Origin of the sequence: Saccharospirillum alexandrii (assembly GCF_043641555.1) — a bacterium.
Classification (GTDB): domain Bacteria; phylum Pseudomonadota; class Gammaproteobacteria; order Pseudomonadales; family Natronospirillaceae; genus Saccharospirillum; species Saccharospirillum alexandrii_A.
Window position 1 is genome coordinate 103,485 of the sequence record NZ_JBHZRJ010000006.1, and the last position, 22,544, is coordinate 126,028.

The following is a 22,544-nucleotide window of genomic DNA, read 5'->3' on the forward strand; positions in this document are numbered from 1 at the left end:
GCTACTCAGTACCCGGCCCTAGCCGGGAATCGAAAATATGGACAATCCCGCTGTATATATTCAATAAATGGTCACTTCCGGCAAAAGTCGACAGGCAGACCACGACCAAAGCCGAATCTAACCCCTTGACCCTAATGAAGTATTCTAACCGACACCCAAATACGGCCAGGCCGACATAAGGGCTGGCAAACAGGAACAGCGCGGACTAACATGACCCTGTAGATTGTATTATAAAAAGACAATAAAAATCAGAGCACTGCCATGACTGAAGCCATAAACCTCGATCCGCTTATGCCCGGCTACCCCTTCAACGCCCATCTGGTAGCAGGGGTAACCCCTATCGACCAGGGGGGAGAACTCGATTTCTGGATTGAACGTCCCTCCGGATTGAAGGGCTACATCCTGAATCTCACCACCTCGGGTTCCGGGCTCGTCTTTCCGGGTTCAAAGCACGAAATCCGGGTAAACACCGGCGACATGATGCTGATTCCGGCCGGCGCCTGCCATGACTACGGTCGCCACCCCGAGGCGCCTAACTGGCACCACCGCTGGGTCTATTTCCGCCCGAGAGCAACCTGGAGCGAGTGGCTGAATTGGGCCCAGGTGACTCGCAATGTCGGGTTCATGACCATCGAGTCGCGGGAACGTGTGCAACTGATCAGCCAGTTATTCAAAGACATCGACAACAGCCGGAAAAACGGGAACATGCTCTCGGAAGAACTGGGGCTGAACTTGCTGGAACAAATTCTGATTCGCTGCCGGGAATTTGACCAGCAACGGCCTCAGGCCCCGCTGGACAATCGCATTCACCGCGTTTGTCAGTTCATCAACGACAACCTGAGCAAAGAGCTTTCCATTGCTGAACTGTCGAGTGTCGCCTGCATGTCGAGCTCCCGGTTTTCCCACCTGTTCCGCAAGCAGTTGGGTATCCCCATTCGCCAGTGGATCGAAGATCAGCGCATCAGCCTGGCCCGGCAACTGTTGCTGACCACCGACCTGGCGGTGAGCCAGGTGGCTCAGTATTTGGGTTATCAGGATGCGCTGTATTTCTCCCGGGTCTTTCGCAAGAACCTGGGCCTCAGCCCCCGCGAATTCAGAAAAAGCCACCAGTAAGGGGCTTTTTCTGAGAGCCTTCATGACTCGTCGTCCATGCCTGAACGACGGAACCCCCGCTATGTTGTTTCAACTTTTTTCATGGCCGGTTCTTCTGAAGACGCCGGGGCTTTCCCGGAATAGCGCCGGGTAAAGTGTACAATCGCTTTCTGCATCAAAATAAACATCAGCAACAAGGCACCGATCGCCACTTTGGTCCACCAGCTGTTCAGCGAGCCATCAAAACTGATGAGCGTTTGAATGATGCCCTGAATCAGCGCCCCCAAAAACGCACCAAATACAAAGCCAACACCACCGGTGAGCAGTGTTCCGCCAATGACGACAGCGGCAATGGCATCCAGCTCTACACCTACCGCAGCAAGCGGATAGGCCGAACCGGTATAAATGGCAAAGATGATCCCGGCCGCACCGCTGTATAAACCACTTAATGCGTAAATGCGAATCAGCGTCGATTTAACCGGCACGCCCATTAGCGCTGCCGATTGCACATCGCCACCCACGGCATAGACGTTGAGCCCGAACCGGGTGCGCTTGGCCACAACCACACCAATCACCAGTAAAGCCAGCATGGCCATGGCGATGAACGTCAGACCACCCCGACCGGGCAAAGGCACATAAATTTCCGACAGGATAACCAGCAGCTCATGATCAATCGGCACTGAATTGAGGTTGATCATATACGCCAGGCCCCTGAACAGAAACAACCCGGCCAGCGTGACAATAAACGGCTGAATGTCGAAGTAGGCGATGATCACGCCCATGACCATGCCAAACAACGTGGCCGTGAACAGCGCAATAATGGCGGCATAAACCGGGTGAATACCGAGGCCGGTAATCAGATAGGCGAGCAAGACGCCCACAAACGCAATCATCGACCCGACCGACAGATCAATCCCGCCGGAAATAATCACGAAACTCATGCCAACCGCCGTTACGATCAAAAACGCGTTGTCGGTCAGCAGGTTGGTAAACACCAGCGTGTCCCTAAACCCTTTGTATTCGACCATGCCGTAACCGTACAGGAGGATAAACACCACCAGTGTTGCGATAACCGGCAAATACCGTTCATTGAGCATCGGATGACCTCCTGAAGGCTTGCACGCGCGTCTTGATGAAACTCTGCGTTACCCTCGACTGCAACAGTAATACCACCAAGATAATGCTGGCCTTAACGATCAGGTTGTATTGCGCCGGCAAACCGCTGGTTAGAATGGCCGTAGTCAGCGTTTGAATGATCAGTGCACCGACGATGGTCAGCCCCAGGTAGATGCGACCGCCACTGAGTGATGCACCGGCGATGACCACCGCCAGAATGGCATCCAGTTCAAGCCAGAGCCCTGCGTTATTGGCGTCGGCACCGCGAATATCAGCAGCGATAATCACGCCGGCCAGGGCCGCACAGAAACCCGAAAAGACATAGACCATCAATATCAGTAATTTCGAATCGATACCGACCAGGCGGCTGGCTTCTGAATTGCCACCGACCGCTTCCAGGAACATGCCCAGGGCCGTCTTGCGCAACACCAGTACCGTAATCGCAATGATCACCGCCGCCAATACAACGCGGGCCGGCAGCCCCAAGAAAAACCCGTTGCCAATGCCGTTAATAAAGTCCGAATGAAACGTCACGATCTGGCCGCCGGTGATCATCTGGGCGATGCCCCGGCCGGCGACCATCAGAATGAGCGTGGCGACAATCGGTTGAATCCCAAACACAGCCACCAGGGTTCCATTCCACAACCCACACACCATGCCTGCCAACAGCGCACACCCGAGAACAATCAATGGGTGCAGTTCGGTCGAGGCAGTCAGCACCGCCGTTACCGCGCCGCAGATGGCAATGATGGCCCCAACCGACAAATCGATGCCTTTCGTACCAATCACGACGGCCATGCCGAGCGCAATCAGCGCCGTTGGGGTTGAACGGTGCAGAATGTCGATCAGACTGCCATAAATATGGCCGTCAACAATGGAGAGTTTCAGAAACCCGGGAACAACCAGGGCTGTTCCGACAATCAACAAAAACAACGAGATAATGGGAGCCAGCGTTCTGGCTTCCCATCTCATACTACGCTTAAGACGCATGAAACCCACCTATTCCAGTCATTGCGCTATCGCCTGAATAATTGATTTCTGGCTGATCTGATTACCAACAATTTCCGACACCTTCTCACGATCCCGCAAGACCACCACCCGGTGCGCAAAGGCAACAATCTCCTCCACTTCAGACGATGCCACAAGCAAAGACATGCCCTCTTCGCACAGCTCCCGGATAATGTTCAGGATGTCGTGGTGCGCCCCCACATCAATACCGCGGGTCGGCTCATCCAGTATCAGCAGTGTCGGGTTGGTTACCAGCCAACGTGCCAGTATCACCTTCTGCTGGTTGCCACCACTCAGTTCGCCGATGGGTTTTTCCATATCTGAGGTTTTGATACTCAGGCGTTCAATGAATTCGCTCACCACCGCTTGTTGTTCGGCCATGGGAATGCGAGACCACCAGCCCCGGGTCGATTGCAGTGCAAGAATCAGATTCTCGCGAACACTCAACTCGGCAATGATGCCACGGTGCTTTCGATCTTCCGGGCAATAGGCCATGCCTTGCGCAATGGCCTGCTTCGGCGTATTGATCGGCAACGATTGGCCAAGCCAGGTTTTGCTGCCCTGATCAGAACGCGCGGCGCCATAGGCAAGCTCACACAATTCGGTTCGGCCCGACCCCAGCAAACCCGCCAGGCCAACGATTTCACCTTGTCGTAGCTTCAGGTCAACCGGCTTCAGCATGTTGGTTTTACCCACCTGACTCAACGACAACACCACCGGCTTTTCTTCCGCTTCGGTAATGTCACGCTGTTCATGCTGCAGCATGTCCAGATCTTTACCCAGCATGTGGCCAACCAGCTCGGTTTGGGTCAGAGCACTGGTTTTGTAGGTGCCAACGTGACTGCCATTGCGCAGCACGCTGATGGTGTCGGAAATGGCGTATACCTGGTCCAGAAAATGGGTTACAAAAATAATGGCCATGCCCTGAGCTTTCAGCTGACGCATCAAACCGAACAGCCGGGTAATTTCATCGCTGTCGAGACTCGCAGTCGGCTCATCCAGAATCAGCAGCCGGGCTTTGGAGCCCAGAGCGCGGGCAATGGCGACCATTTGTTGTACCGCAATGGAATGCGACACCAGCAAACTGTTCGGGTCGATATCGAGCCCGACTCGGGCCAGCATCTCTCTGGCCTGGCTTTGTGCACTTCGCCAGCGAATCATTCCGAAACGCCGGGGTTGGTCGAGCAGGGTCAGGTTTTCAGCAACCGTCATGGTTGGAATCAGGTTAATCTCCTGATAGACGGTGCGAATACCGCTGTTCTGCGCATCCTGAGAGTTTTTGATGTGAACCTTGCGACCATCCAGTAACAGATCTCCGCTGTCTTTGGCGTAGATACCGGTCAACACTTTAATCAGGGTAGATTTTCCGGCGCCGTTTTCACCCAGCAACGCATGCACCTCACCCGCGTGAAAGGTCAGCGACACATCGTTCAGGGCTCGTACTCCGGGAAATCGTTTATTGATATGTGCGATGGACAACAAGGGCGGCTGATTGACGTCCGTCATAATAGTCTTCCGCTGATAACATGACGCCCCACCCCCGGAGGGGGCGGGGCCGGGTAGAGAACAAGCCTTAGCGGCGTGCCTGGTACTCTGCTTCTGCGGTGTCTGGCAGATACAGTGGGCCGTTCGCCTTGATCCACTTATCAACTTCTTCGCCCTGCTCATGCGCAGCGATGGCATCGAAAGCCGGACCACCCAAGTGCGGGTTCAGTTCGATGGTGGCGTTGGCTTCGCCATCGGCCATCGCCCGGAAAATATCGGGAACAGCGTCGATCGACAACACCAGAATGTCTTCAGCCGGTTGCAGTTGGGCTTCCTTGATCGCCTGAATGGCGCCCAGGGCCATGTCATCATTATGAGCAAACAGCGCACAGATGTTGTCGCCGCCGCCTTCCGCTTTCAGAAAGCTCTCCATCACTTCCTTGCCGCCCGCCCGGGTGAAGTCACCCGACTGCGAGCGAATGATGTTCATATTCGGGAAGTTGGAAATCACCGAGTCGAAACCGGTTTTACGGTCAATGGCAGCCGAAGAACCGACGGTACCCTGAAGCTCTACAATGTCGCAGACCCCATTGGTTTCAGCGGCCAACCAGGAGGCGGCAAGGGCGCCTTCTTCGGTAAAGTCAGAGGCAACTTTGGTCAGATAGAGGCTTGGGTCGGCATCGACACCGCGGTCGATCAGGACCACCGGAATTTCCGCACGCTGGGCTTCGCGCAATACCTGATCCCAGCCGGTTTCAACCACCGGTGCGAGCAGAATGCCATCAACACCCTGGGCGATGAATGAACGAACGGCCTTGATCTGATTTTCCTGTCGTTGCTGAGCATCAGAGAATTTCAGATCGATGCCACGCGCTTCGGCTTCGGCTTTAATTGAGTTGGTTTCTGAGGTCCGCCAGCCGCTTTCAGAGCCGATTTGTGAGAAGCCATAGGTTTCGGCGAACGCCGGGCTGCTGAGTAAAACCGCAGTGCTGGCAGCCAGTGCTGGCAGCATCGATGTAAACGTCTTGCTAAGTTTCATAATTCACCCCTTGTGAGATTGTTGTTAGCATGGGTACACGGTGATCGTGAGTCAGCGCCACTAAAACTTACGGCCATGGGGTGAACAAGTAAATCCGGTCACCCGGACTCTAGTCCTTTTGTCCATATTCACAGCCTAATTAGCGTAAGGTGCTCCCGAACTGCAAAACAGGGGGTCAACATCGCCCCTGTTACGGGCCGTCAGCCCGGTGTCGCTTTCGGGCGTTTAATAGACTGGGTTAGTCTGAGCGGTACGTCAGTGCGTACCCTTAAACCACCTGATAATCACATGAGACTTGTTCATGCCCCATCGCCCGGTCATCCGGCACCTTATCACTGTTGTGGCCTTTATTGGGCTCTTTGTCGCCCTCTCGCTGCCCAACCGGCTGGTCTGGATTGCGCCGCCCGCTTTTGTCTTTTTCCCACTGGAAATGCTGGTCATCGGTTTTCTATTGCTGATTCCGGGCGTTGTCGGCAAGGGTGTGCATGGTTTGCTGGCAGCGATGCTGGGCCTGGGCATGCTGCTGCGCGGCGCTGATCTGGTCACCCACGAAATCTTTGCGCGACGCTTTAATCCGGTTTTCGACAGCCACCTGCTGGCGGATGCCAGCCGCCTGCTGAGCGGGGTACTGGGCAGCCTGGCTTCGGTATTGATTGCGCTCGGGCTGGTGTTGGTCGTCGCCCTGGTGTGTTGGCTGGCGTATGTCATGCTCGGGCGTATTCAACGCACCCTGCAAGCCGCGCCGCGTCTGGCCGGTGTAGCACTGCTGGCGCTGTTGCTGGCCTGGGGCGGGCTAAAAGCCACAGGCTGGTCACGCGCCGATACCTTCGCCTGGGATCAACTGGTCGCCCACGGGCGGGATACCGTTCACAGCCTTCAGGATATACAGGACTTTGCAGCAACCGTCGGTGATGATGCCGCCGCCGAGCTACCAGCCGACTCATTGTTTTCGCGCCTGGAAGGGAAAGATGTCTACATCGTGTTCGCCGAATCTTACGGCCGGGTACTGCTGGAGCGAGACCCCTTCAAGGAACCCATAACCGACAAACTGGCCTGGGCGGAAGCCGCGCTCGACGCTGAAGGCCTGCAGATGCGCAGCGCCTTTCTTACGGCCCCCACCGTGGGCGGACTGAGCTGGCTGGCCCACGCATCGGTGCTGTCTGGCGCCTGGATCGACAGCGAAACCCGCTACAAAAGCCTCATTCTCAGTGAACGGGTCACCCTGAACCGGCTGTTTCAGCAGGCCGGCTGGCGCACCGTAGCGGCGATGCCGGCGATCAGCCTGGCCTGGCCCGAAGGCGCCTATTACGGGTACGACCAGATCTACCATGCCCATAATTTCGGCTACGAGGGGCTGCCCTTCAACTGGGTGACCATGCCCGATCAGTACGTCTGGTCGGCCCTGCAGGCGCGCGAGCGCAGCGGGCAAAACCGGCCGCCAGTCATGGCGGAACTGGCCCTGATTTCCTCGCACGCCCCCTGGACACCCAACACCCGGCTAGTGCCCTGGGGTCAGGTCGGCGACGGCCAAATCTTTAACGACCAGGCCCAGGCCGGGCCCAGCCCGGAAGAAGTCTGGAGCGATGTGAATTCCATTCGCCAGTATTACCGCCAGTCGATCGAATACATGCTGGAAACGCTGGTCTCCTACCTGCAGGAGTACGGCGACGACAATCTGGTGCTGCTGGTGCTGGGCGATCACCAGGCTGCGCCGATGATCACCGGCGACGCCGACAACCGAGACGTACCGGTGCACCTGATTGCCAGTGACCCAGCGGTTATCGAGGCGATAGAAAGCTGGCAATGGCAACCCGGTCTGCTGCCGGATGCCAACGCCCCGGTCTGGCGAATGGATCGTGTACGTGACCGCTTTATCGAGGCCTTTTCCGAACCAAGTGAGGAAGCAAACTGATGGCACACACAGGATGGCGCGAACGTCTTGGTCTCTGGCGTTCACTGTTGATGTACTACGGCATTCCCGGGCGACAGTCGCGCATGCGTCGCTGTTATGGCCAGTTCATTCGCCCCGGTGATGTGTGTTTCGAAATTGGCGCCCACGTCGGCAACCGGCTGATGGCCTGGCGAGATCTGGACGCCACCGTCGTGGCCGTGGAACCACAACCCTTGTTAATGGACACCCTGCGCCGCCGTTATGGCAAAGACCCGAAAATTACCCTGGTCGAGGAAGCCATAGGTGCCGAACCGGGCGAAGCCACACTGTTCATCAGCACGCGCACGCCCACGGTCACAACGATGTCGCGGGAGTGGATAACCCAGGTGCAACAGGATGCGTCCTTTCAGTCGGTACGCTGGGACCGCGAAGTGACCGTCCCCGTGACCACGCTCGATTCCCTGATCGAACTGCACGGCGAGCCCCGGTTTTGCAAAATCGATGTCGAAGGGTTTGAACTGGCGGTACTACAGGGGTTATCCCGACCGCTGGCGGCCCTATCGTTTGAATACATTCCAGCCAGCATCGACATCGCGCTGGCCTGCATCGATCGTTTGGAAGAGCTGGGCCATTATGAATACAACCTGGCCCCCGGCGAAACCCACCGCCTGCAATCCGAGCGCTGGCTAACGCCGGGTGAAATGACACGCAAACTGGAAGCGACCCGTGAAGGCAGCGGCGATGTGTATGCCAGACGCCTGAGGTCTTTCTCTTAACCCTATATCGGTGGCATTGGTCCGCATCGGCGACCCGGGATGCTCCCATGGGGTCGGCGGTCAAATTGACTGCATTGCCATTAGGCCGCGACGGGTGACAGGGTTGCTCCTGCGGGGGCGCTGTAAATACATCCATGTAAGCTTAACTTCGGCATCCATGCCTCAGATACCCCCGCAGGAGCAACCCTGCCACCCGCCGCTAGCGCATCGCAAACACCTGCCTGGCATTTTTTAGAATGGCAACGCCAGCACATCGGTATGCCCAACGGTACAGGTACCAGTACTTACATTGGATAGCCGAAACTGAACCCATTCTTCCAGCGCACTGGCCTCGATATCCGGGTTATCGGCAACTGCCCCTGCAATGCCGGTAATTAGCTCCGTCACCATCGCCTGATCTGCGCCGTCCAGCACCCAGGGGCTGCTGGCGGAATACACCCTGAAGCCGGCTTGAGTGAACAGTCGCAGCATAACGGCACCGGAGTCCGGGCCCAGCGCCGGGCCAAAGCCTTTGTCTTTGCGCTGATCCTGATTAAACGCCTCAAGAACGGTGTCATCCAGCGGGTGATGCGGCGTCCAACGCGTGGTGCCATCGTAATTCAGGGCGGCATAAAGGCCGACCGGGTATCGCTGGCTTTGCGCTTTCAGCTCCGTTGCCAGCGCGCCCAGAAAATCTTCGGACACCAGATCAAACAGCGCCGACGCTGTTATAAGACGGGCGCCTTCGAGTGGCAGTGATGTCAAAGACGCCAAATCAGCTTTGCAGGGCTCTATTCGGTGAGTCTCTCCATGTCGACGCTCGGCTTCGTCGAGCAAGGCCGCATCGTTATCGACCAGGCACCAGGTCAATGGTTGCTGATCCGGCGCAGTGAGCGCTCGCAAGGTGGACCCAGTGCCTGCTCCCAGATCAACCACCACTGGGTTGTCACCTGCATCCGTCCACTCTATTGCCTGGTCCCGCAGGGTTTCGTTACGGGCACGGCGATCTGCGGCTTCCCGCAAATCTAGCCAGTCGATACTGAATCCACTCATCGTTGCTGAGATTCCTTATTGGTGTATTGCTTCGGCAAGGCGCGCCACCCGACGGGCAGTCTCGGCCCAGGTGGGCAGGTTGGCGGCTGCGGTGCGGGCGCCGGCTTGCAATTGGCGGCGCAGGTCATCTTGGGTCAGTAAACTGCGCAACGCCTCTGTTAACGCGGCGGTGTCGTCGGGCGGCACCAGCAGGCCGGCGGATTCAGGCACCACATCCGGTATGGCACCGGCCCGGGCGGCGATCACCGGCAAGCCTGCGGCCAGCGCTTCGGCGAAGACCATGCCGTACCCTTCGTACCGGGAAGGCAGAACAAACAGGTCGGCATTCTGGAACTCGGCTTCCAGGTCATCGACCGCGCCCACCAGTTGAATACGGTCCTGCAACTGCCGTCGGTTCACCTGTTGCTGCAGGGCTTCGCTCCAGTCGGGGTCAAACCCCTTGCCGCCGACAAAGCGTGCCTGCCAGGGCAAGTCGGTCAGGGGTGCCAGGGCATCGATGAGTACATCGTGGGCTTTGCGTCGGGTTAGGGAGGCTACCGTCAGCAACCGCAACGGCGACCCAATGCAAGGGGCGAAAGGGGCCGGGTCGGTACCCGGCAGCGCGACCACTACCTTTCCCGGAGGCATCGCGAACTGATCGATCAGAATCTGCCGGGTGTGTTCACTGGTCACCAGCACAGCGCAGGCGGCGTGCAAAGCCCGCTGTTCCGAGGTATGAAACCGCTGCTGCTGAGCCTGGTCGAGGCCCGATTCCAGCGCCAGTGGGTGGTGACATAGGGCTATAATGCGCAGGCGCTGCGCTTCGGCTTCCGCGAGGCGATCCAGCGTGCCGAAGGCGAGCCCGTCTATGATCACTACGGCACCATCCGGCACGGCCGCCAGTGCCTGGCGAGCGTCTTCCAGCGCCTGATCATCGGGGAACGGAAACTGGTTGGAAAGCGAGATGGTTTCAACGCCCAGGCCCAGTTGCCGCAGCTCGTGAATCAACCGGCGATCGTAGTGATAGCCACCCGTGGGCGTTGCCAGGTTACCGGGAAAAACGAAGTACACAGCGGTGATGTTCAACAGGGTTCTGATCCGTTCCCAACAGGGGGTCGTAGCTTATTGAGTAGCGTCCGGGCATGAGATGGCAAGCCGCCCAGACATCCGTGAACCGTCATAACAGCATTCTGAGTACCTAATGTCCATGCCTGAAGTGACCCGAATGACCAGCACACGCATCCCCACCGAATACGGTGATTTCCAGTTGTGTTTCTATACCAATACGCTCGACAATAAAGAACACTTGGCTTTCTTTATGGGCGACATTGCCCACACCGGGTCGGTTCTGGTTCGGGTTCATTCCGAATGCTTCACCGGCGATGTACTCGGCTCCCGGCGGTGCGATTGCGGTGAACAGCTCGATCGCTCCATGGCCATGGTGGCGAACGCCGGGGTCGGCGTTGTGTTATACATGCGACAGGAAGGCCGCGGCATCGGGCTGCTCGACAAGCTGCGCGCCTATAATTTGCAAGACCAGGGGTACGACACCGTGGACGCCAACTTAATGCTGGGGCACGAAGCCGACGAACGCGATTATTCGCTCGCCGCGCTCATACTGGAAGACTTGGGGGTGGATTCAGTGCGACTGATCACCAACAACCCGGCCAAGATCAGCGCGCTGGAAGCCGAAGGCATTACCGTGTCGGAACGGGTATCGCTGGCCGTTGCGGCCAATACCGATAACGCCGGCTACTTGCTCACCAAGGCCCAGCGTATGGATCATTTTCTGCCGATCAAACCGGTCATCAAATCTGTGAGCTCATGACGCTGAATCAGGACATCGAACACTGGCTGCTGGCTGAACAGCAAGCTGTACAGAATTCACCCCAGGGTGCCAGCCGCAGGCGCCCTCACGTGACGCTCAGCTACGCCCAGAGCTGGGATGGCAGCATCACCACCGCACCCGGCGAAACCATGGCACTGAGCAGCGATGCCAGCATGCAGATGACGCACCAGCTGCGCAGCCTACATGATGGCATTCTGGTCGGCATTGGCACCGTTCTGGCCGACAACCCCCGTCTCAACGTGCGCAAATGGACCGGTAAAGACCCGCAACCCATCGTACTCGACAGCCAACTGCGCATGCCGCCCAGCTGCAAACTCTGCCAGAGTGCCGAGCACGGCTGCTGGGTGCTGACCACCCCGGAAGCGGCGGCCGACCGCGATGACTGTGAACTGATCGTAGTGCCCGGCGATGCCGACGGGCACGTTAACCTGCATGAAGCCATGGCCGTCTTGCACGAACGCGGCATTCGCAGCTTAATGGTCGAAGGCGGCGCCTCGGTGATTACCGCCTTCCTGCGAACCGGACTGGCCGACGCCGTAATACTGACCGTCGCCCCGGTGTTTGTGGGCGGGTACAACGCCGTAGGCCAGCTGGGCGATGCCGACCGCATGCCGTTCCCACAGATCGACACCCTGCACAGCCGGCAACTGGGCAACGAACTGATTGTCTGGGGTCGGCTACGCTACCAGGGTGACGCCGAACCCGGACCCGAATCATGACAGACACCGCAAACCTTACTCACCAGGGTGCCTTAACGGCCTCCCAGCTCTGGTTTACCGCGCCGTTTCAGGTAGAAGTGCGCAACGTATCTCTCGCGCCACCGGCAACCGACGAAGTTCAGGTGCGCAGCCTCTACTCGGCCGTCAGCCCCGGCTCTGAATTATTGCTCTACCGCGGGCAACTGCCAGAATCGATGGCACTCGACAGCTCACTCGAGTCTCTGCAGGGCGCTTCCCACTCCCAGTATCCAGTGCAATACGGCTACGCCTGTGTCGGTGAGGTGCAACAAACCGGCGCTGATGTTGACCCGGCCTGGCGGGGCAAAAAGGTATTTTCCTTCCAGCCGCACGCCAGCTATTTCAATGCCCGCCCAGACCAGCTCATGCCCGTACCGGACGACATTTCCGCCGAAGCGGCCGTGTTTCTGCCCAACATGGAAACCGCCGTGAACCTGGTGCAGGATGGCCAGCCGATGATCGGCGAACGGGTCGTGGTGCTCGGCCAGGGCGTGGTCGGTTTGCTGTTATCGGGCGTGCTTGCCCACTACCCATTGGCCACGTTGAAGGCTGTTGAAGGCCAACCCAACCGCCAGGCCCTGGCCCGCCAACTGGGCGTGCAGGCCGTCTTCAATCCGGAAGACGCCACTCCAAACCAACAACCCGACCTGGCCGATGCCGATCTGATCTACGAGATCAGCGGGCACCCCGACGCCCTGAATCTGGCCATTGGCCTGAGTGGCTATGCCAGCCGCATCGTCATCGGCAGTTGGTATGGCAACAAGCCGGTGTCGGTTGACCTGGGCGGCGAAGCGCACCGCAACCGCCTGCAACTGATTACCAGCCAGGTCAGCACCCTTGCCCCGGCCCTCGGTGGCCGCTGGAGCAAACAACGCCGCTTCGATGTGGCTTGGGAGATGATTCGCCGCATCGACCCGACCCAACTGATCACCCACCGGGTGCCCTTGCGCGAAGCCGGCACCCTTTACCAGCAACTGCACGACGCCCAGTCCGGCATGGTGCAGCCGCTGTTTGATTACTCCGCTCACTAACCGAACAGGAAGCCTATGTATACCGTCGCCGTTACCCAGGATTTTATCGCCAACCATTATTTGATCGGAGGAGACTGGGGCGCCGAGAACAGCCCCCACGCCCACCACTATGTACTCGAAGTGCGGATCGAGAGTGACACACTCAACGAGCATGGTTACCTGGTCGACATCGTCGAAATCGAAGCCGCCCTGAACAAGGTGGTGGGGTATTACCGCGACAGCATGCTGAACGACAAACCGGAATTCGCCGGGCTGAACCCAAGCATTGAGCATTTCAGCCGCATTCTCAGCGAGCATTTGCTGGCCGACATCACGCCCCCGGGCACCGGCGCGCTCACGGTTAAGCTTTGGGAAAACGACAGCTGCTGGGCCGCCTTTCGCCAATCATTCGGCTGACACCGCGTTGCCGGGAAGTCGGGGGCGGTGGAAGCTCCACAGACACCCCAACCCGACCAATAACACAACGGCATCGCGCAGGCGGGTCAGTGCAATCAGCCCCAGGGCCGCGCTGACCGGCAGCCCCAGTAACTGGAACGACCACAACAGCGAGGCCTCGATGGTGCCAATGCCCCCCGGCACCGGCAACAACATAGCCAGCCGCATGCCCACCATCATGGTCAGCAGATCGGTCGGCGATGGCGAGAGCCCGAGAAAGCGCAACAGCAGCCACAACTCCAGCATCAACGCCACCCAACCCAGCAGCGACAACAGTAACGCCGCCCAGAGTCGCGGAAGATGCCAAGTCAATGCGTTCTGCATCAACCGCACCAGTGCTTGCCAGCCGCCCTCCTGGTTTGAATCGTTTTCCGCACCACGCCAGCGTTGCGTCAACGGCCGAAACCGATTGGCCAGCCACACCGGGTGGCGCACCACCAGCGCTGCCGCCACGACCAACGCCGCCAACACCCCGCCCAGTATGGCCGAGACCTGAATCCCGTCATCCAGCGGCACTATGGCCGTGCCCAGCAACATCAGCACACCCGCGAGCAAAACGGCGATATTGGTACTGGTTTCCACAAAGCGGTCCAGCCCCAGCATGGCCACGGCGCGGTGCAGAGGCTGAGCAAAAACGCGGTGCAACCAGAACACTTGCAGGGGCTCGCCCCCAAAATGCGGCCCGGGGGTTAGAAAACTGACCGCACTGCCCGCCTGGCGCATCCGAAACAGACTGGCCAGCGACAACGGCGCCTGCAGTGCCTGCCCGAGCAGTTGCCAGCGTTTTACCGCCATAAACAGTATGGCCCCATTAACCAGCGTCCACAGCAACCATTCATACCAGGCAAGTTGCCCCAACTGAGCGGCAATGCTGGTCAGTGGCAACTGCCTGAGCGTCCAGCCCGCCAGCGCGAGCGCCAGCAGCCAGAGCACCAGGGTGGTGAGGTTCCATCGGCTTAGACGGCGGCGTTGCGTCATGCGGCAGGCTCCTGGCGAGTGCCAAGCCGGCCGCTGACGTGTAACCAGTCGCGGCAGAAACCAAGCAGCAGCGGGATCATCAGAGCAATGCCAAACCATTGGCTAACGGCCCCCGGCAGCGGGGGCCACAAGGCAAGCGCGACCAGCACCATTTGCGCTCCTGCCAGGTATCTCCGTACCTGGCTTGGGGGCAGCCCATACACCGGCCGGCCGCGCTGCTGGCGCCAGCGAATGCCCCACTGAAACAGGTAATAGGCCGCACTGACCAGCAAATAAACAGCCGGGAGCTTGCCGGTAAACACCGCAAACAGAGGCGCGATGAGCAAGCCAAAGGCATCCAGTGCGGTATCGAGCTCGGTACCCAGTCGCGTAGTCTGCTGCTGACGCCGGGCGACAAAGCCATCGAGCCCATCCAACGCGGCGGCCACGGTGTAGAACACGGCTGGAACGTAAAGCAATCCGGTGTGGGCCTGAAGGGGGAGCATTGCCAGAAACCCGGCCGTCGCGCCAATCAACCAGCCGCGCAGCAGCGTAATGCGGTTGGCCGTGCCAAGGCGGGTGAACGGGTGGTTATCAACCGTGCTGACATTCAAATGAAGCCGCGTATGGCACTGCCACAGCACAAACGCCCAGCCAGCCAGACCGCCCATTAACCAGCGCACCCCAGTGACCGGCCCTTCTACAACCCACAAAGCCAGCGCGCCGGCCAGCAATGCACCGGCACCCAGCAGCGCGATGTGCACCAACTCCCGAAGCAATGGCGATGGCACACTGGTACCCGGTATAGCGGTGAATTGCTCAGTAGAACCCGGCATAAGCCCTCCGGGTAATGCGAAGCGGGCGGTTAATGATCATAATACCGAAACCTGAATGAGGTGTGCCCGGAGTATACGACCCGAGACCGCGATGGGACCAGTGGCGGCGGCCGGGCTGATCCACCCCACGGCTGGCCTCGTACCCTTTTGGCATGCACACTCATCACGCCCGATCCGCCCTTAACGGACAGGAACGACACCATGTTACCTAGAAGTGCCTGGCCCGGTTATTGGCCCGCGGCAGCCCTGCTATTGATGGCCTGCCTGCCGTTCAGCCAGCCGCTCATCGCACAGCCGACGTTCGCGTCTGACCCGTTGCCGTTCAGCCACCGCTGGCTTCAGGGCCAGGCTCGTGAACTGGCCAATGAGCCTTTTGCACCCGACACCCTGGCCGAAGACAACGCGTTGCGTGCACTGAGTTACGACGATTACCGGCGCATCGTGTTTTACCCGAACGCCGCCGTGTGGGGCAAAGAACCCCGGCCCTTTCAGCTGCAACTGTTCCACCCCGGCTTCCTGCATACCATGCCGGTTGGCATACACCTGGTGAAAAACGGCGTGGCCCGTCGCCTGGCTTTCGATACCGACCTGTTCAACTACCACGACAGCCCGGTTGATGTAGATGCCCTAACCGCAGACGGCTATGCCGGATTTCGGGTTCACCACCCCATTAACACCGCTGAACGTTATGAAGAATTTCTGGTGTTCCTGGGCGCCAGCTACTTTCGGGCCGTGGGTAAAAACCAGTTCTACGGGCTTTCAGCACGCGGCCTGGCGGTGAATACCGTGGGCGAGGGCGACGAGGAGTTCCCGCATTTTTCCGATTTCTGGATTGAAAGGCCCGCCGCGAATGACGGCGACGTGGTTATCCACGCCCTGCTCGACAGCCCCTCGGTCACCGGTGCCTACCGCTTCACCGTGATGCCCGGTGACCAGACGGTAATCGACGTTGATGCCAGCCTCTACCCGCGCCGGGACAGACCGCGCGTTGGCATTGCCCCGCTGACCTCCATGTTCATGTTCAACAGCATCAACCGCGCCCGGTTCGATGACTTCCGCAACGCTGTGCACGACTCCGACGGCCTGCAGATTCTGCAGGCCAATGGCGAGCAGATCTGGCGACCGCTGGCCAACCCGGCACACTGGCAAGTCTCTTCTTTTGAAACCGCCGATTCTGCCATGCCCGCCGGCTTTGGGCTGCTGCAGCGCCGACAAGGCTTCGAGCAATTCAACGACAACGAAGCCCGTTACGACAAACGGCCTTCACTCTGGGTAGAACCCCTGGGCGATTGGGGCGAAGGCCACGTCGAACTGCTGGAAATTCCGACCGACAGTGAATACCACGACAATATTGTCGCCTACTGGCAACCAGCCGACGGCCTGAAAACCGGCGAGACCTACCGCTACCAATACCGCCTGCACTGGGGCACCGGTTCGCCGCTCGCACCGGAACAGGGGCGTGTGATGAACACTGCCTCCGGCACGGCTCTCGGCAGCGATGACCGCGTTTTTGTGATTGATTACAGCGGCGGGCAGGCACTGCCAAACCTGGTTGACAACCCCGGTGCCGTGCGCATCAATGCCAGCACCAGTGCCGGCGAGATCACCGGTGTGAGCGGCACCCTGGTGGAAGCCACCGGCCGCTACCAGGCCTATGTCAAACTCGACCCCGGCGAAGCCGACTTGGCCGAGCTGCGCGTAGCGCTTGAAGTAGACGACGAGCCCTGGGGTGAAACCTGGCTCTATCGGTGGACGCGATGAAAGCAACGCTCTCGCTAACCCCACCGGCATCGCCCCTGGCCATGCCCACTCAGCGGCTTTCACAACCCCCGGCCGCGCACCTGGCCAGCAAGGCGCCCTGCCCCTGGCTAGCCCGTTACTTTACCTTCGGCGGCAGCCTGGCGCTGACTGTGGCAGCGAGTTGCCAGATGTACCTGACGCTGCCGCTCAGCGAAGCGATGACGGCAACCGGCTCCGGCGACCTTTGGGTGACGGTATTACTGTGGATGCTGCTCGGCCTGTTCACCCTGACCTTCGGCTGGATTTCCCTTTCGGCCACCGCCGCCCTGGCCGGGCTGCTGTTCAACCGCAGCCGGCCAGGCTCACTGCAACGCCAGGCCAACCCCGATGCCGCCCTGCGGGGCAAAACTGTACTGTTGATGCCGATTTACAACGAAGACGCCGCCAGCGCCTGCGCCGCCCTGGCAGCAATGGCGGAAGACCTGGGCAGCCTGAACCTGAACCCGCATTTCGAGCTGTTCATACTCTCAGACAGCACCGACCCCGACATCATTGCCGCCGAAACCACCGCCGTGCAGTGCCTGCGCGACCGCCTGGGCGAGACCCTGCCCGTCTGGTACCGCCGCCGCACCCAGAACACCGAACGCAAAGCCGGCAACATTCGCGACTTCATCAACCGCTGGGGCCGTGGGTACGACTACATGGTGGTACTCGATGCCGACAGCCTGATCGCCGGTGACACCCTGGCCACCCTGGTGCGGGAAATGGATGCCGACCCCAAAACCGGCATTCTGCAAACCCTGCCCCGCCAATACGGCGGCGAAACCCTCTTTGCCCGGCTGCAGCAATTTGCGGGCGTGGCCTACGGCCCGGTGTTCGCCCGAGGCCTGAGCGCCTGGCAGGGCGACAGCGGCAACTACTGGGGGCACAACGCCATTATTCGCATTCGCGCATTCGCGGCGGCCGCCGGCTTGCCCGAGCTGCCCGGCCCGCGCCCCTTTGGCGGCGAAATACGCTCACACGATTTTGTAGAAGCCGCGCTGATTCGGCGCGCCGGCTGGTCGGTAAGAATGCTGCCGGCCCTCGCGGGCTCCTGGGAGGAATGCCCACCCACCCTGCTCGACGCCGCTATTCGCGACCGACGCTGGGCGCAGGGCAATGTGCAACACTTGGCCGTACTGCCCACCCGAGGCCTGCGCTGGCCAAGCCGGGCGCACATGATTATGGGCGTTATGAATTACCTGACGTCCCTGCTGTGGCTCGCCATGGTGACGGTTGGGTTGGTACTGAGCACCCGCTTTGCGCTGCAAGAGAGCCAGGGGTTAGCCGGTGGCTTGCTGCCCCTGTTCGATTCAGACCGCATGGTCGGGCTGTTCGTGTTCACCATGGCACTGCTACTGCTGCCCAAACTGCTTGGGCTGCTGAGTGGTTTACTGAGCAAAGCAAGGCGCGGAGGGACCAGCCGGGTACGGTTTTTCGTGAGCGCCCTGTTGGAACTGCTGTTCTCGGTGCTGCACGCCCCCATTTTCATGCTGGTGCACAGCCGCCACCTCTGGGAAATTGCCCGGGGGCAAGATTCAGGCTGGTCCGCCCAGCGGCGGCAAGGCAGTGGTGTGATCTGGCGGCCCTTACTGGCCAGCCACGGCGTGCAAACCGCACTTGGGTTGTTGATACTGGGGCTGCTGTTGTGGTTATCGTCGTCACTGCTGTACTGGATGCTACCCACCGTCATCGGGCTGATTCTGGCCATACCGCTTTCTGCCCTGAGTGGCAGCAAAACAGCCGGCCGTTGGCTGGCAAAATGGGGCCTGCTGGGCATACCCGAAGAGGTAACCCCACCCGGCATCATGCAACGCCGGCAGGATTTTCTGGCCACCTATTCAGCAACCATACAGGCCCGATAACAAAACACTCGGGCCTTACAGCATGCGCCGAAATATTCCGTCTTTCTGAACCATATGCTTCATCGCCGCCCCAATGTGGCCGACGATCAACACGCCCAACGTGATCGCCAGGGCACCGTGAATGGCAAATAACCGACCGGCCAACGCCTCGTTCACCGGCACAAACGGCATGGCCGGCAGATGATAACCACCCACCGTAATCAACGCCGGAAACGCCGTAACACCGGCCCAGCCAAACAAGGGCGTCAGCACCAGCAAGACATAGAGCAAATGATGCAAACTCTTGGCGGCCAGCTGCAGCTTGCGGGGCAATTCATCCGGATACGGCGGGCCCTTAAGCCAGACCTTCATCACAATCCGCAACACCATCAGCAACAAGACACTGAAGCCGATTGCCTTGTGCCAGTTATACAAGGTGTTCGTTAAGGCACCCCAAATTTCAGCTTCTGCACGTTCGGCCATCACAACGCCAATGGGTATTAATGCGAAGACCATCAGGGCCATTAGCCAGTGCAATAGTCGCCAGGCTACGGGGTATTTTTGAACTTGGGGCATGGGGGTTCCTTTATCTGAATTCAAAGAGGCGTTTCGCTACCTGAAAAATATCATAGAGGTTATCGTTACGGGTGACTATCTTAAGGCTCCTCAGCCATAACCCGCTGCGCAAGGCATTCTCACCTTTGGACATTCTGACACACGGCCTGCTAGGCGCCAGCCTCGCACAGACACTTGCCCGAAAAGACCACCTTCGCCTTGCCAGCCTGGCCGGCTTTGTGGGCGGCATACTGGCAGATGTGGATATTCTGGTGCGTTCCAGTAACGACCCGCTGCTGAACCTGGAAGTGCATCGGTCGCTGACACACTGGCTATTGTTCATACCTGTAGGCGGGCTGATTGCGGCCCTCTTGCTATGGCCGGTTTTACGCCGCAAGTGCGGTTTTCGGGAACTGCTTCTATTTGCCACCGCCGGTTATGCAACCCATGCGCTGCTAGACGCCTGCGCCAGCTACGGCACACACCTGTTCGGGCCCTTCACCGACGACTCCATCGCCTGGAACCTGATCTCGGTTGTAGACCCCATTGCAACGCTTGTTCTATTGGTCGGCTTCGTTCTCGCCTTCACTCGCAAGCGTTCGTTGGCTGCGGGAGTGGGCATCGCCTTGCTACTTGGCTATCTCGCCTTTGGCGGGTTTCAACAAGACCGCGTTCGTACTCAGGTTATGAAAATAGCCGCCGAGGAAGGGCATCAGCCAGAGCGACTGGTGATTAAACCAACATTAGGCAACGTGCTGCTCTGGCGTACCCTTTACGAGCATGAGGGCTACTTTTACATCAACGCCATAAGGGTTGGCCGAGAAACAGTCACCATACCCGGCAACCGCATCCCCGCCCTGCACTACGAACAAGCGTTCGAGCAGCTGGACACCAACGGCCGTCTCTACCGCGACATAGAACGCTTCCACCGCTTTGCCAACGGCTACCTGGTCTGGCACCCCGAGCAACCCGATGTAATTGGCGATGTACGCTATGCCATGCTTCCAAATGAAACCGCACCACTCTGGGGGATACGCCTTCCGCAAAACTGGGGTGGCGGTGAAGAGCACATTAGCTTCGAGCATTTCCGACGCACCGATTCTGAAACACGCCAGAGGTTTATTGATATGGTGTTGGGGAAAGGGCTAATCGGCGATCCGACAGAATAGAAAACGGAGTGGCTGCTGATGGGTGGGCTTCAATGGGTGCTACACCCGAACTGTTGAGGCACGAGATCGGGAAAGCAACAACGCCATAGCCAACACCTATTAATATTTCGATGTTAATAGCAGCTGATTGTGGATGTCCCGACTACCGCCCTTGGAGTACTGGCAATAAGTGTAGAACAATCAAAAGCTACTAAGCCTTAGAAACATAATCGACTTTAAGACCAAAATTTTTGAAAACTCGGGCCGTCAGATTTTGGTGGCGTAGTAGGCATATCAATTTGAATTGTCATTGGTATGGGAAAATCGACGCCAATCAAGGCCACTTCACCCTGCTTTAAATTTGGCAAGAAAGATGCTGCTGAGCGGTCAATTTCTCCACAGGCTCGTTCTACTACTTCTCTATCCCTGTCATTCGTTAAACGATGTACAATAAGAGTTCCCATTTGGCTTAGCACACCTTCAGTAATATCTCTAGGCCTTTGTGTCGCCAAGCAAATGTTCAATCCATATTTTCGACCTTCCTTAGCAATCAACTCGAATGCATCGAGTTTTGTAGCGTGATCTTCTGAACCAATCCGCTTCCCTAAGAAGTTATGAGCTTCATCCAAAACAACGAGAAGTGGCATTTCTCTAAACCTCTCAGCCCTCGCCATAGTTAATAACCTTCTACCAATGACATTTGCCAGTACTTCCCGAGCAAAAAACTCATAGCTTATGTCACTCATACAAACCCTCAACACTTGCTTCTGACCGTCGAGAAAACCTTCTATTGCATTCGATATACTCGGTAACGAAGAATCTGCACGAAAAACGGATTTTAGTGAAGGTGAAAATGTAACTGCTTGAATTCGCGTTAGCAAAGATGAGCAAAATCCAATCTCATTATTCGGCCCACCCCAGCGGTCATCATTGTCATAACAACATTCTTCGACTATTTGCTTAAGAAGCTTATCAACATCAAATGGTCTATTTGGGTCGTCAACTTTAGTTGAGTTTTGATCTTTTCTTAGGGCTCCTCGGTAAGCACTTTTACTTTGATTTATCTTTGGTACGTAACCGCCTGGGAAAACATCTGGACATAGCTTTGCTAAACGAAGGCTTTTAATTGCTTCTTTTAGTTTTGGACCTTGAACTTTTCCGGAAGGTTCAAAAAGTGCAATAAAGTCGGACTCATTGAATTCCGTGTGAGGTATTCGTAGCTCAGCTGAATCCCCCCCTTTGTATACGGGGTCACCTAAATGCCGATGCTCAGTATTAGTAGCTGGTAAAGTTCGATATTCTGAAGTCGCGTCAAGCAATAAAATCTTTGCTCGACTGAACTGAGCGCACTCTTCAACTAATCTCGCGGTTGTCCAGCTCTTACCGCCACCCGTCGAACCCAAAATCGCGCAATGTCTTCCGAATAACTTCTCCGGTGCTACTGACACTTGGCTATCAACTCCACCTGTGACTTTACCTAAGGTTATGGTTACTTCACTGCGAGTTCGATTTTCAACGCCTGTATTCATTAATTCTGGTATATGTGAGATTAACTCGCTAGGTGCCGAAAAGACTCGATCCCCTAGTCTAGGATACGAGGTAAGACCAGCTTGAATTCGAATTGTAGAAATATCTATAGAGCCGAGAAGTTGAACGAATGCTATTGCATCTAAATCTTTGTCTCCACGAAAATCTTGCGCTAACTCTGTTCTGTCGCGATCTGGAAGCCTGACCTCGGTAACCCGGCCCATAATAATATTTTGCTGACTTTCAACTAAAACTATTTCTCCTACTTCACCTCGCCCATAACGATTCCCTTCAATATATCGCCCACTGGGTTCCCCAGCTTTAGACAAATTCACTTTAATCATATGAGCGGTCACTGTAGAAGTAACACCCAAACGCAACTGGTCTCTTAACAATCCGGCTCTAGAGATTACAATATCTAGATCCAT

At 57.8% G+C, this 22,544-nt stretch carries 20 protein-coding genes; 10 read left to right on the top strand and 10 right to left on the bottom strand.

Annotation, left to right across the window (positions count from 1 at the left end):
- Positions 1–261: 261 nt before the first annotated feature.
- On the top strand, positions 262–1,113 hold the full coding sequence (gene araC / locus ACHUE7_RS19550) for an arabinose operon transcriptional regulator AraC (protein WP_394171557.1): 852 nt from the start codon (positions 262–264) through the stop codon (positions 1,111–1,113).
- A 59-nt stretch (positions 1,114–1,172) separates the two neighbouring features.
- On the opposite strand, the gene yjfF is transcribed toward araC, so the two are convergent.
- The 4 genes from yjfF to ACHUE7_RS19570 all read right to left on the bottom strand — a co-directional run bounded on the left by yjfF (position 1,173) and on the right by ACHUE7_RS19570 (position 5,740).
- Positions 1,173–2,189: a galactofuranose ABC transporter, permease protein YjfF gene (gene yjfF / locus ACHUE7_RS19555; RefSeq protein ID WP_394171558.1), complete on the bottom strand. Its 1,017-nt coding sequence runs from the start codon at positions 2,187–2,189 to the stop codon at positions 1,173–1,175.
- Entirely contained in the window at positions 2,179–3,198 is a 1,020-nt protein-coding gene (locus tag ACHUE7_RS19560; protein ID WP_394171559.1) for an ABC transporter permease, read from the bottom strand. The genes yjfF and ACHUE7_RS19560 overlap by 11 nt, the downstream gene beginning before the upstream one ends.
- An 18-nt stretch (positions 3,199–3,216) precedes the next feature.
- The gene (locus tag ACHUE7_RS19565) at positions 3,217–4,722 is read right to left on the bottom strand and encodes a sugar ABC transporter ATP-binding protein (RefSeq protein ID WP_394171560.1); all 1,506 of its coding nucleotides are present in this window, start codon (positions 4,720–4,722) and stop codon (positions 3,217–3,219) included.
- Between the two features lie 67 nt (positions 4,723–4,789).
- Positions 4,790–5,740, bottom strand: coding sequence for an ABC transporter substrate-binding protein (locus ACHUE7_RS19570; protein ID WP_394171561.1), 951 nt, complete (start codon positions 5,738–5,740; stop codon positions 4,790–4,792).
- Between the two features lie 301 nt (positions 5,741–6,041).
- On the opposite strand from ACHUE7_RS19570, the gene ACHUE7_RS19575 reads away from it, so the two are divergent.
- Together ACHUE7_RS19575 and ACHUE7_RS19580 are read left to right on the top strand one after the other, a co-directional pair.
- The gene (locus ACHUE7_RS19575; RefSeq protein ID WP_394171562.1) at positions 6,042–7,652 is read left to right on the top strand and encodes an alkaline phosphatase family protein; all 1,611 of its coding nucleotides are present in this window, start codon (positions 6,042–6,044) and stop codon (positions 7,650–7,652) included.
- The gene (locus ACHUE7_RS19580; protein WP_394171563.1) at positions 7,652–8,407 is read left to right on the top strand and encodes an FkbM family methyltransferase; all 756 of its coding nucleotides are present in this window, start codon (positions 7,652–7,654) and stop codon (positions 8,405–8,407) included. Before ACHUE7_RS19575 ends, ACHUE7_RS19580 begins: the two co-directional genes overlap by 1 nt.
- A 231-nt stretch (positions 8,408–8,638) precedes the next feature.
- Here the strand turns inward: ACHUE7_RS19580 and ACHUE7_RS19585 are convergent, their stop codons facing one another.
- A complete protein-coding gene (locus ACHUE7_RS19585; RefSeq protein ID WP_394171564.1) occupies positions 8,639–9,439 on the bottom strand; it encodes a class I SAM-dependent methyltransferase in 801 nt (266 codons plus the stop codon).
- A 15-nt stretch (positions 9,440–9,454) separates the two neighbouring features.
- Positions 9,455–10,504, bottom strand: coding sequence for a glycosyltransferase family 4 protein (locus tag ACHUE7_RS19590; protein WP_394171565.1), 1,050 nt, complete (start codon positions 10,502–10,504; stop codon positions 9,455–9,457).
- 139 nt (positions 10,505–10,643) lie between these two features.
- On the opposite strand from ACHUE7_RS19590, the gene ribA reads away from it, so the two are divergent.
- The 4 genes from ribA to ACHUE7_RS19610 are packed head-to-tail and all read left to right on the top strand — an operon-like array spanning position 10,644 to position 13,431.
- Positions 10,644–11,246, top strand: coding sequence for a GTP cyclohydrolase II (gene ribA / locus ACHUE7_RS19595; RefSeq protein ID WP_463559148.1), 603 nt, complete (start codon positions 10,644–10,646; stop codon positions 11,244–11,246).
- Positions 11,243–11,986, top strand: a complete 744-nt coding sequence (locus tag ACHUE7_RS19600) for a RibD family protein (protein WP_394171566.1) — start codon at positions 11,243–11,245, stop codon at positions 11,984–11,986. Before ribA ends, ACHUE7_RS19600 begins: the two co-directional genes overlap by 4 nt.
- On the top strand, positions 11,983–13,035 hold the full coding sequence (locus tag ACHUE7_RS19605) for a zinc-dependent alcohol dehydrogenase (RefSeq protein ID WP_394171567.1): 1,053 nt from the start codon (positions 11,983–11,985) through the stop codon (positions 13,033–13,035). The genes ACHUE7_RS19600 and ACHUE7_RS19605 overlap by 4 nt, the downstream gene beginning before the upstream one ends.
- Before the next feature lie 15 nt (positions 13,036–13,050).
- Entirely contained in the window at positions 13,051–13,431 is a 381-nt protein-coding gene (locus tag ACHUE7_RS19610) for a 6-pyruvoyl trahydropterin synthase family protein (protein WP_394171568.1), read from the top strand.
- On the opposite strand, the gene ACHUE7_RS19615 is transcribed toward ACHUE7_RS19610, so the two are convergent.
- Together ACHUE7_RS19615 and ACHUE7_RS19620 are read right to left on the bottom strand one after the other, a co-directional pair.
- Complete coding sequence (locus ACHUE7_RS19615; protein ID WP_394171569.1) at positions 13,420–14,448, bottom strand: lysylphosphatidylglycerol synthase transmembrane domain-containing protein; 1,029 nt, start codon at positions 14,446–14,448, stop codon at positions 13,420–13,422. The two genes, ACHUE7_RS19610 and ACHUE7_RS19615, sit on opposite strands and share 12 nt — an antisense overlap.
- Positions 14,445–15,263, bottom strand: coding sequence for a CDP-alcohol phosphatidyltransferase family protein (locus ACHUE7_RS19620; RefSeq protein WP_394171570.1), 819 nt, complete (start codon positions 15,261–15,263; stop codon positions 14,445–14,447). Before ACHUE7_RS19620 ends, ACHUE7_RS19615 begins: the two co-directional genes overlap by 4 nt.
- Positions 15,264–15,464: 201 nt before the next feature.
- Between ACHUE7_RS19620 and ACHUE7_RS19625 the strand changes: the two genes are divergently transcribed.
- Both ACHUE7_RS19625 and mdoH read left to right on the top strand, forming a co-directional pair.
- A complete protein-coding gene (locus tag ACHUE7_RS19625; protein WP_394171571.1) occupies positions 15,465–17,024 on the top strand; it encodes an OpgD/OpgG family glucan biosynthesis protein in 1,560 nt (519 codons plus the stop codon).
- The gene (mdoH, locus tag ACHUE7_RS19630) at positions 17,021–18,907 is read left to right on the top strand and encodes a glucans biosynthesis glucosyltransferase MdoH (RefSeq protein ID WP_394171572.1); all 1,887 of its coding nucleotides are present in this window, start codon (positions 17,021–17,023) and stop codon (positions 18,905–18,907) included. Before ACHUE7_RS19625 ends, mdoH begins: the two co-directional genes overlap by 4 nt.
- Positions 18,908–18,922: 15 nt before the next feature.
- On the opposite strand, the gene ACHUE7_RS19635 is transcribed toward mdoH, so the two are convergent.
- Positions 18,923–19,462 (bottom strand): cytochrome b, encoded by a 540-nt coding sequence (locus tag ACHUE7_RS19635; RefSeq protein ID WP_394171573.1) that lies wholly within the window; start codon positions 19,460–19,462, stop codon positions 18,923–18,925.
- Between the two features lie 71 nt (positions 19,463–19,533).
- Here ACHUE7_RS19635 and ACHUE7_RS19640 point away from each other — a divergent pair, with 71 nt between their 5' ends.
- The gene (locus tag ACHUE7_RS19640) at positions 19,534–20,610 is read left to right on the top strand and encodes a metal-dependent hydrolase (RefSeq protein ID WP_394171574.1); all 1,077 of its coding nucleotides are present in this window, start codon (positions 19,534–19,536) and stop codon (positions 20,608–20,610) included.
- 215 nt (positions 20,611–20,825) lie between these two features.
- On the opposite strand, the gene ACHUE7_RS19645 is transcribed toward ACHUE7_RS19640, so the two are convergent.
- Positions 20,826–22,544: an ATP-binding protein gene (locus tag ACHUE7_RS19645; RefSeq protein ID WP_394171575.1), complete on the bottom strand. Its 1,719-nt coding sequence runs from the start codon at positions 22,542–22,544 to the stop codon at positions 20,826–20,828.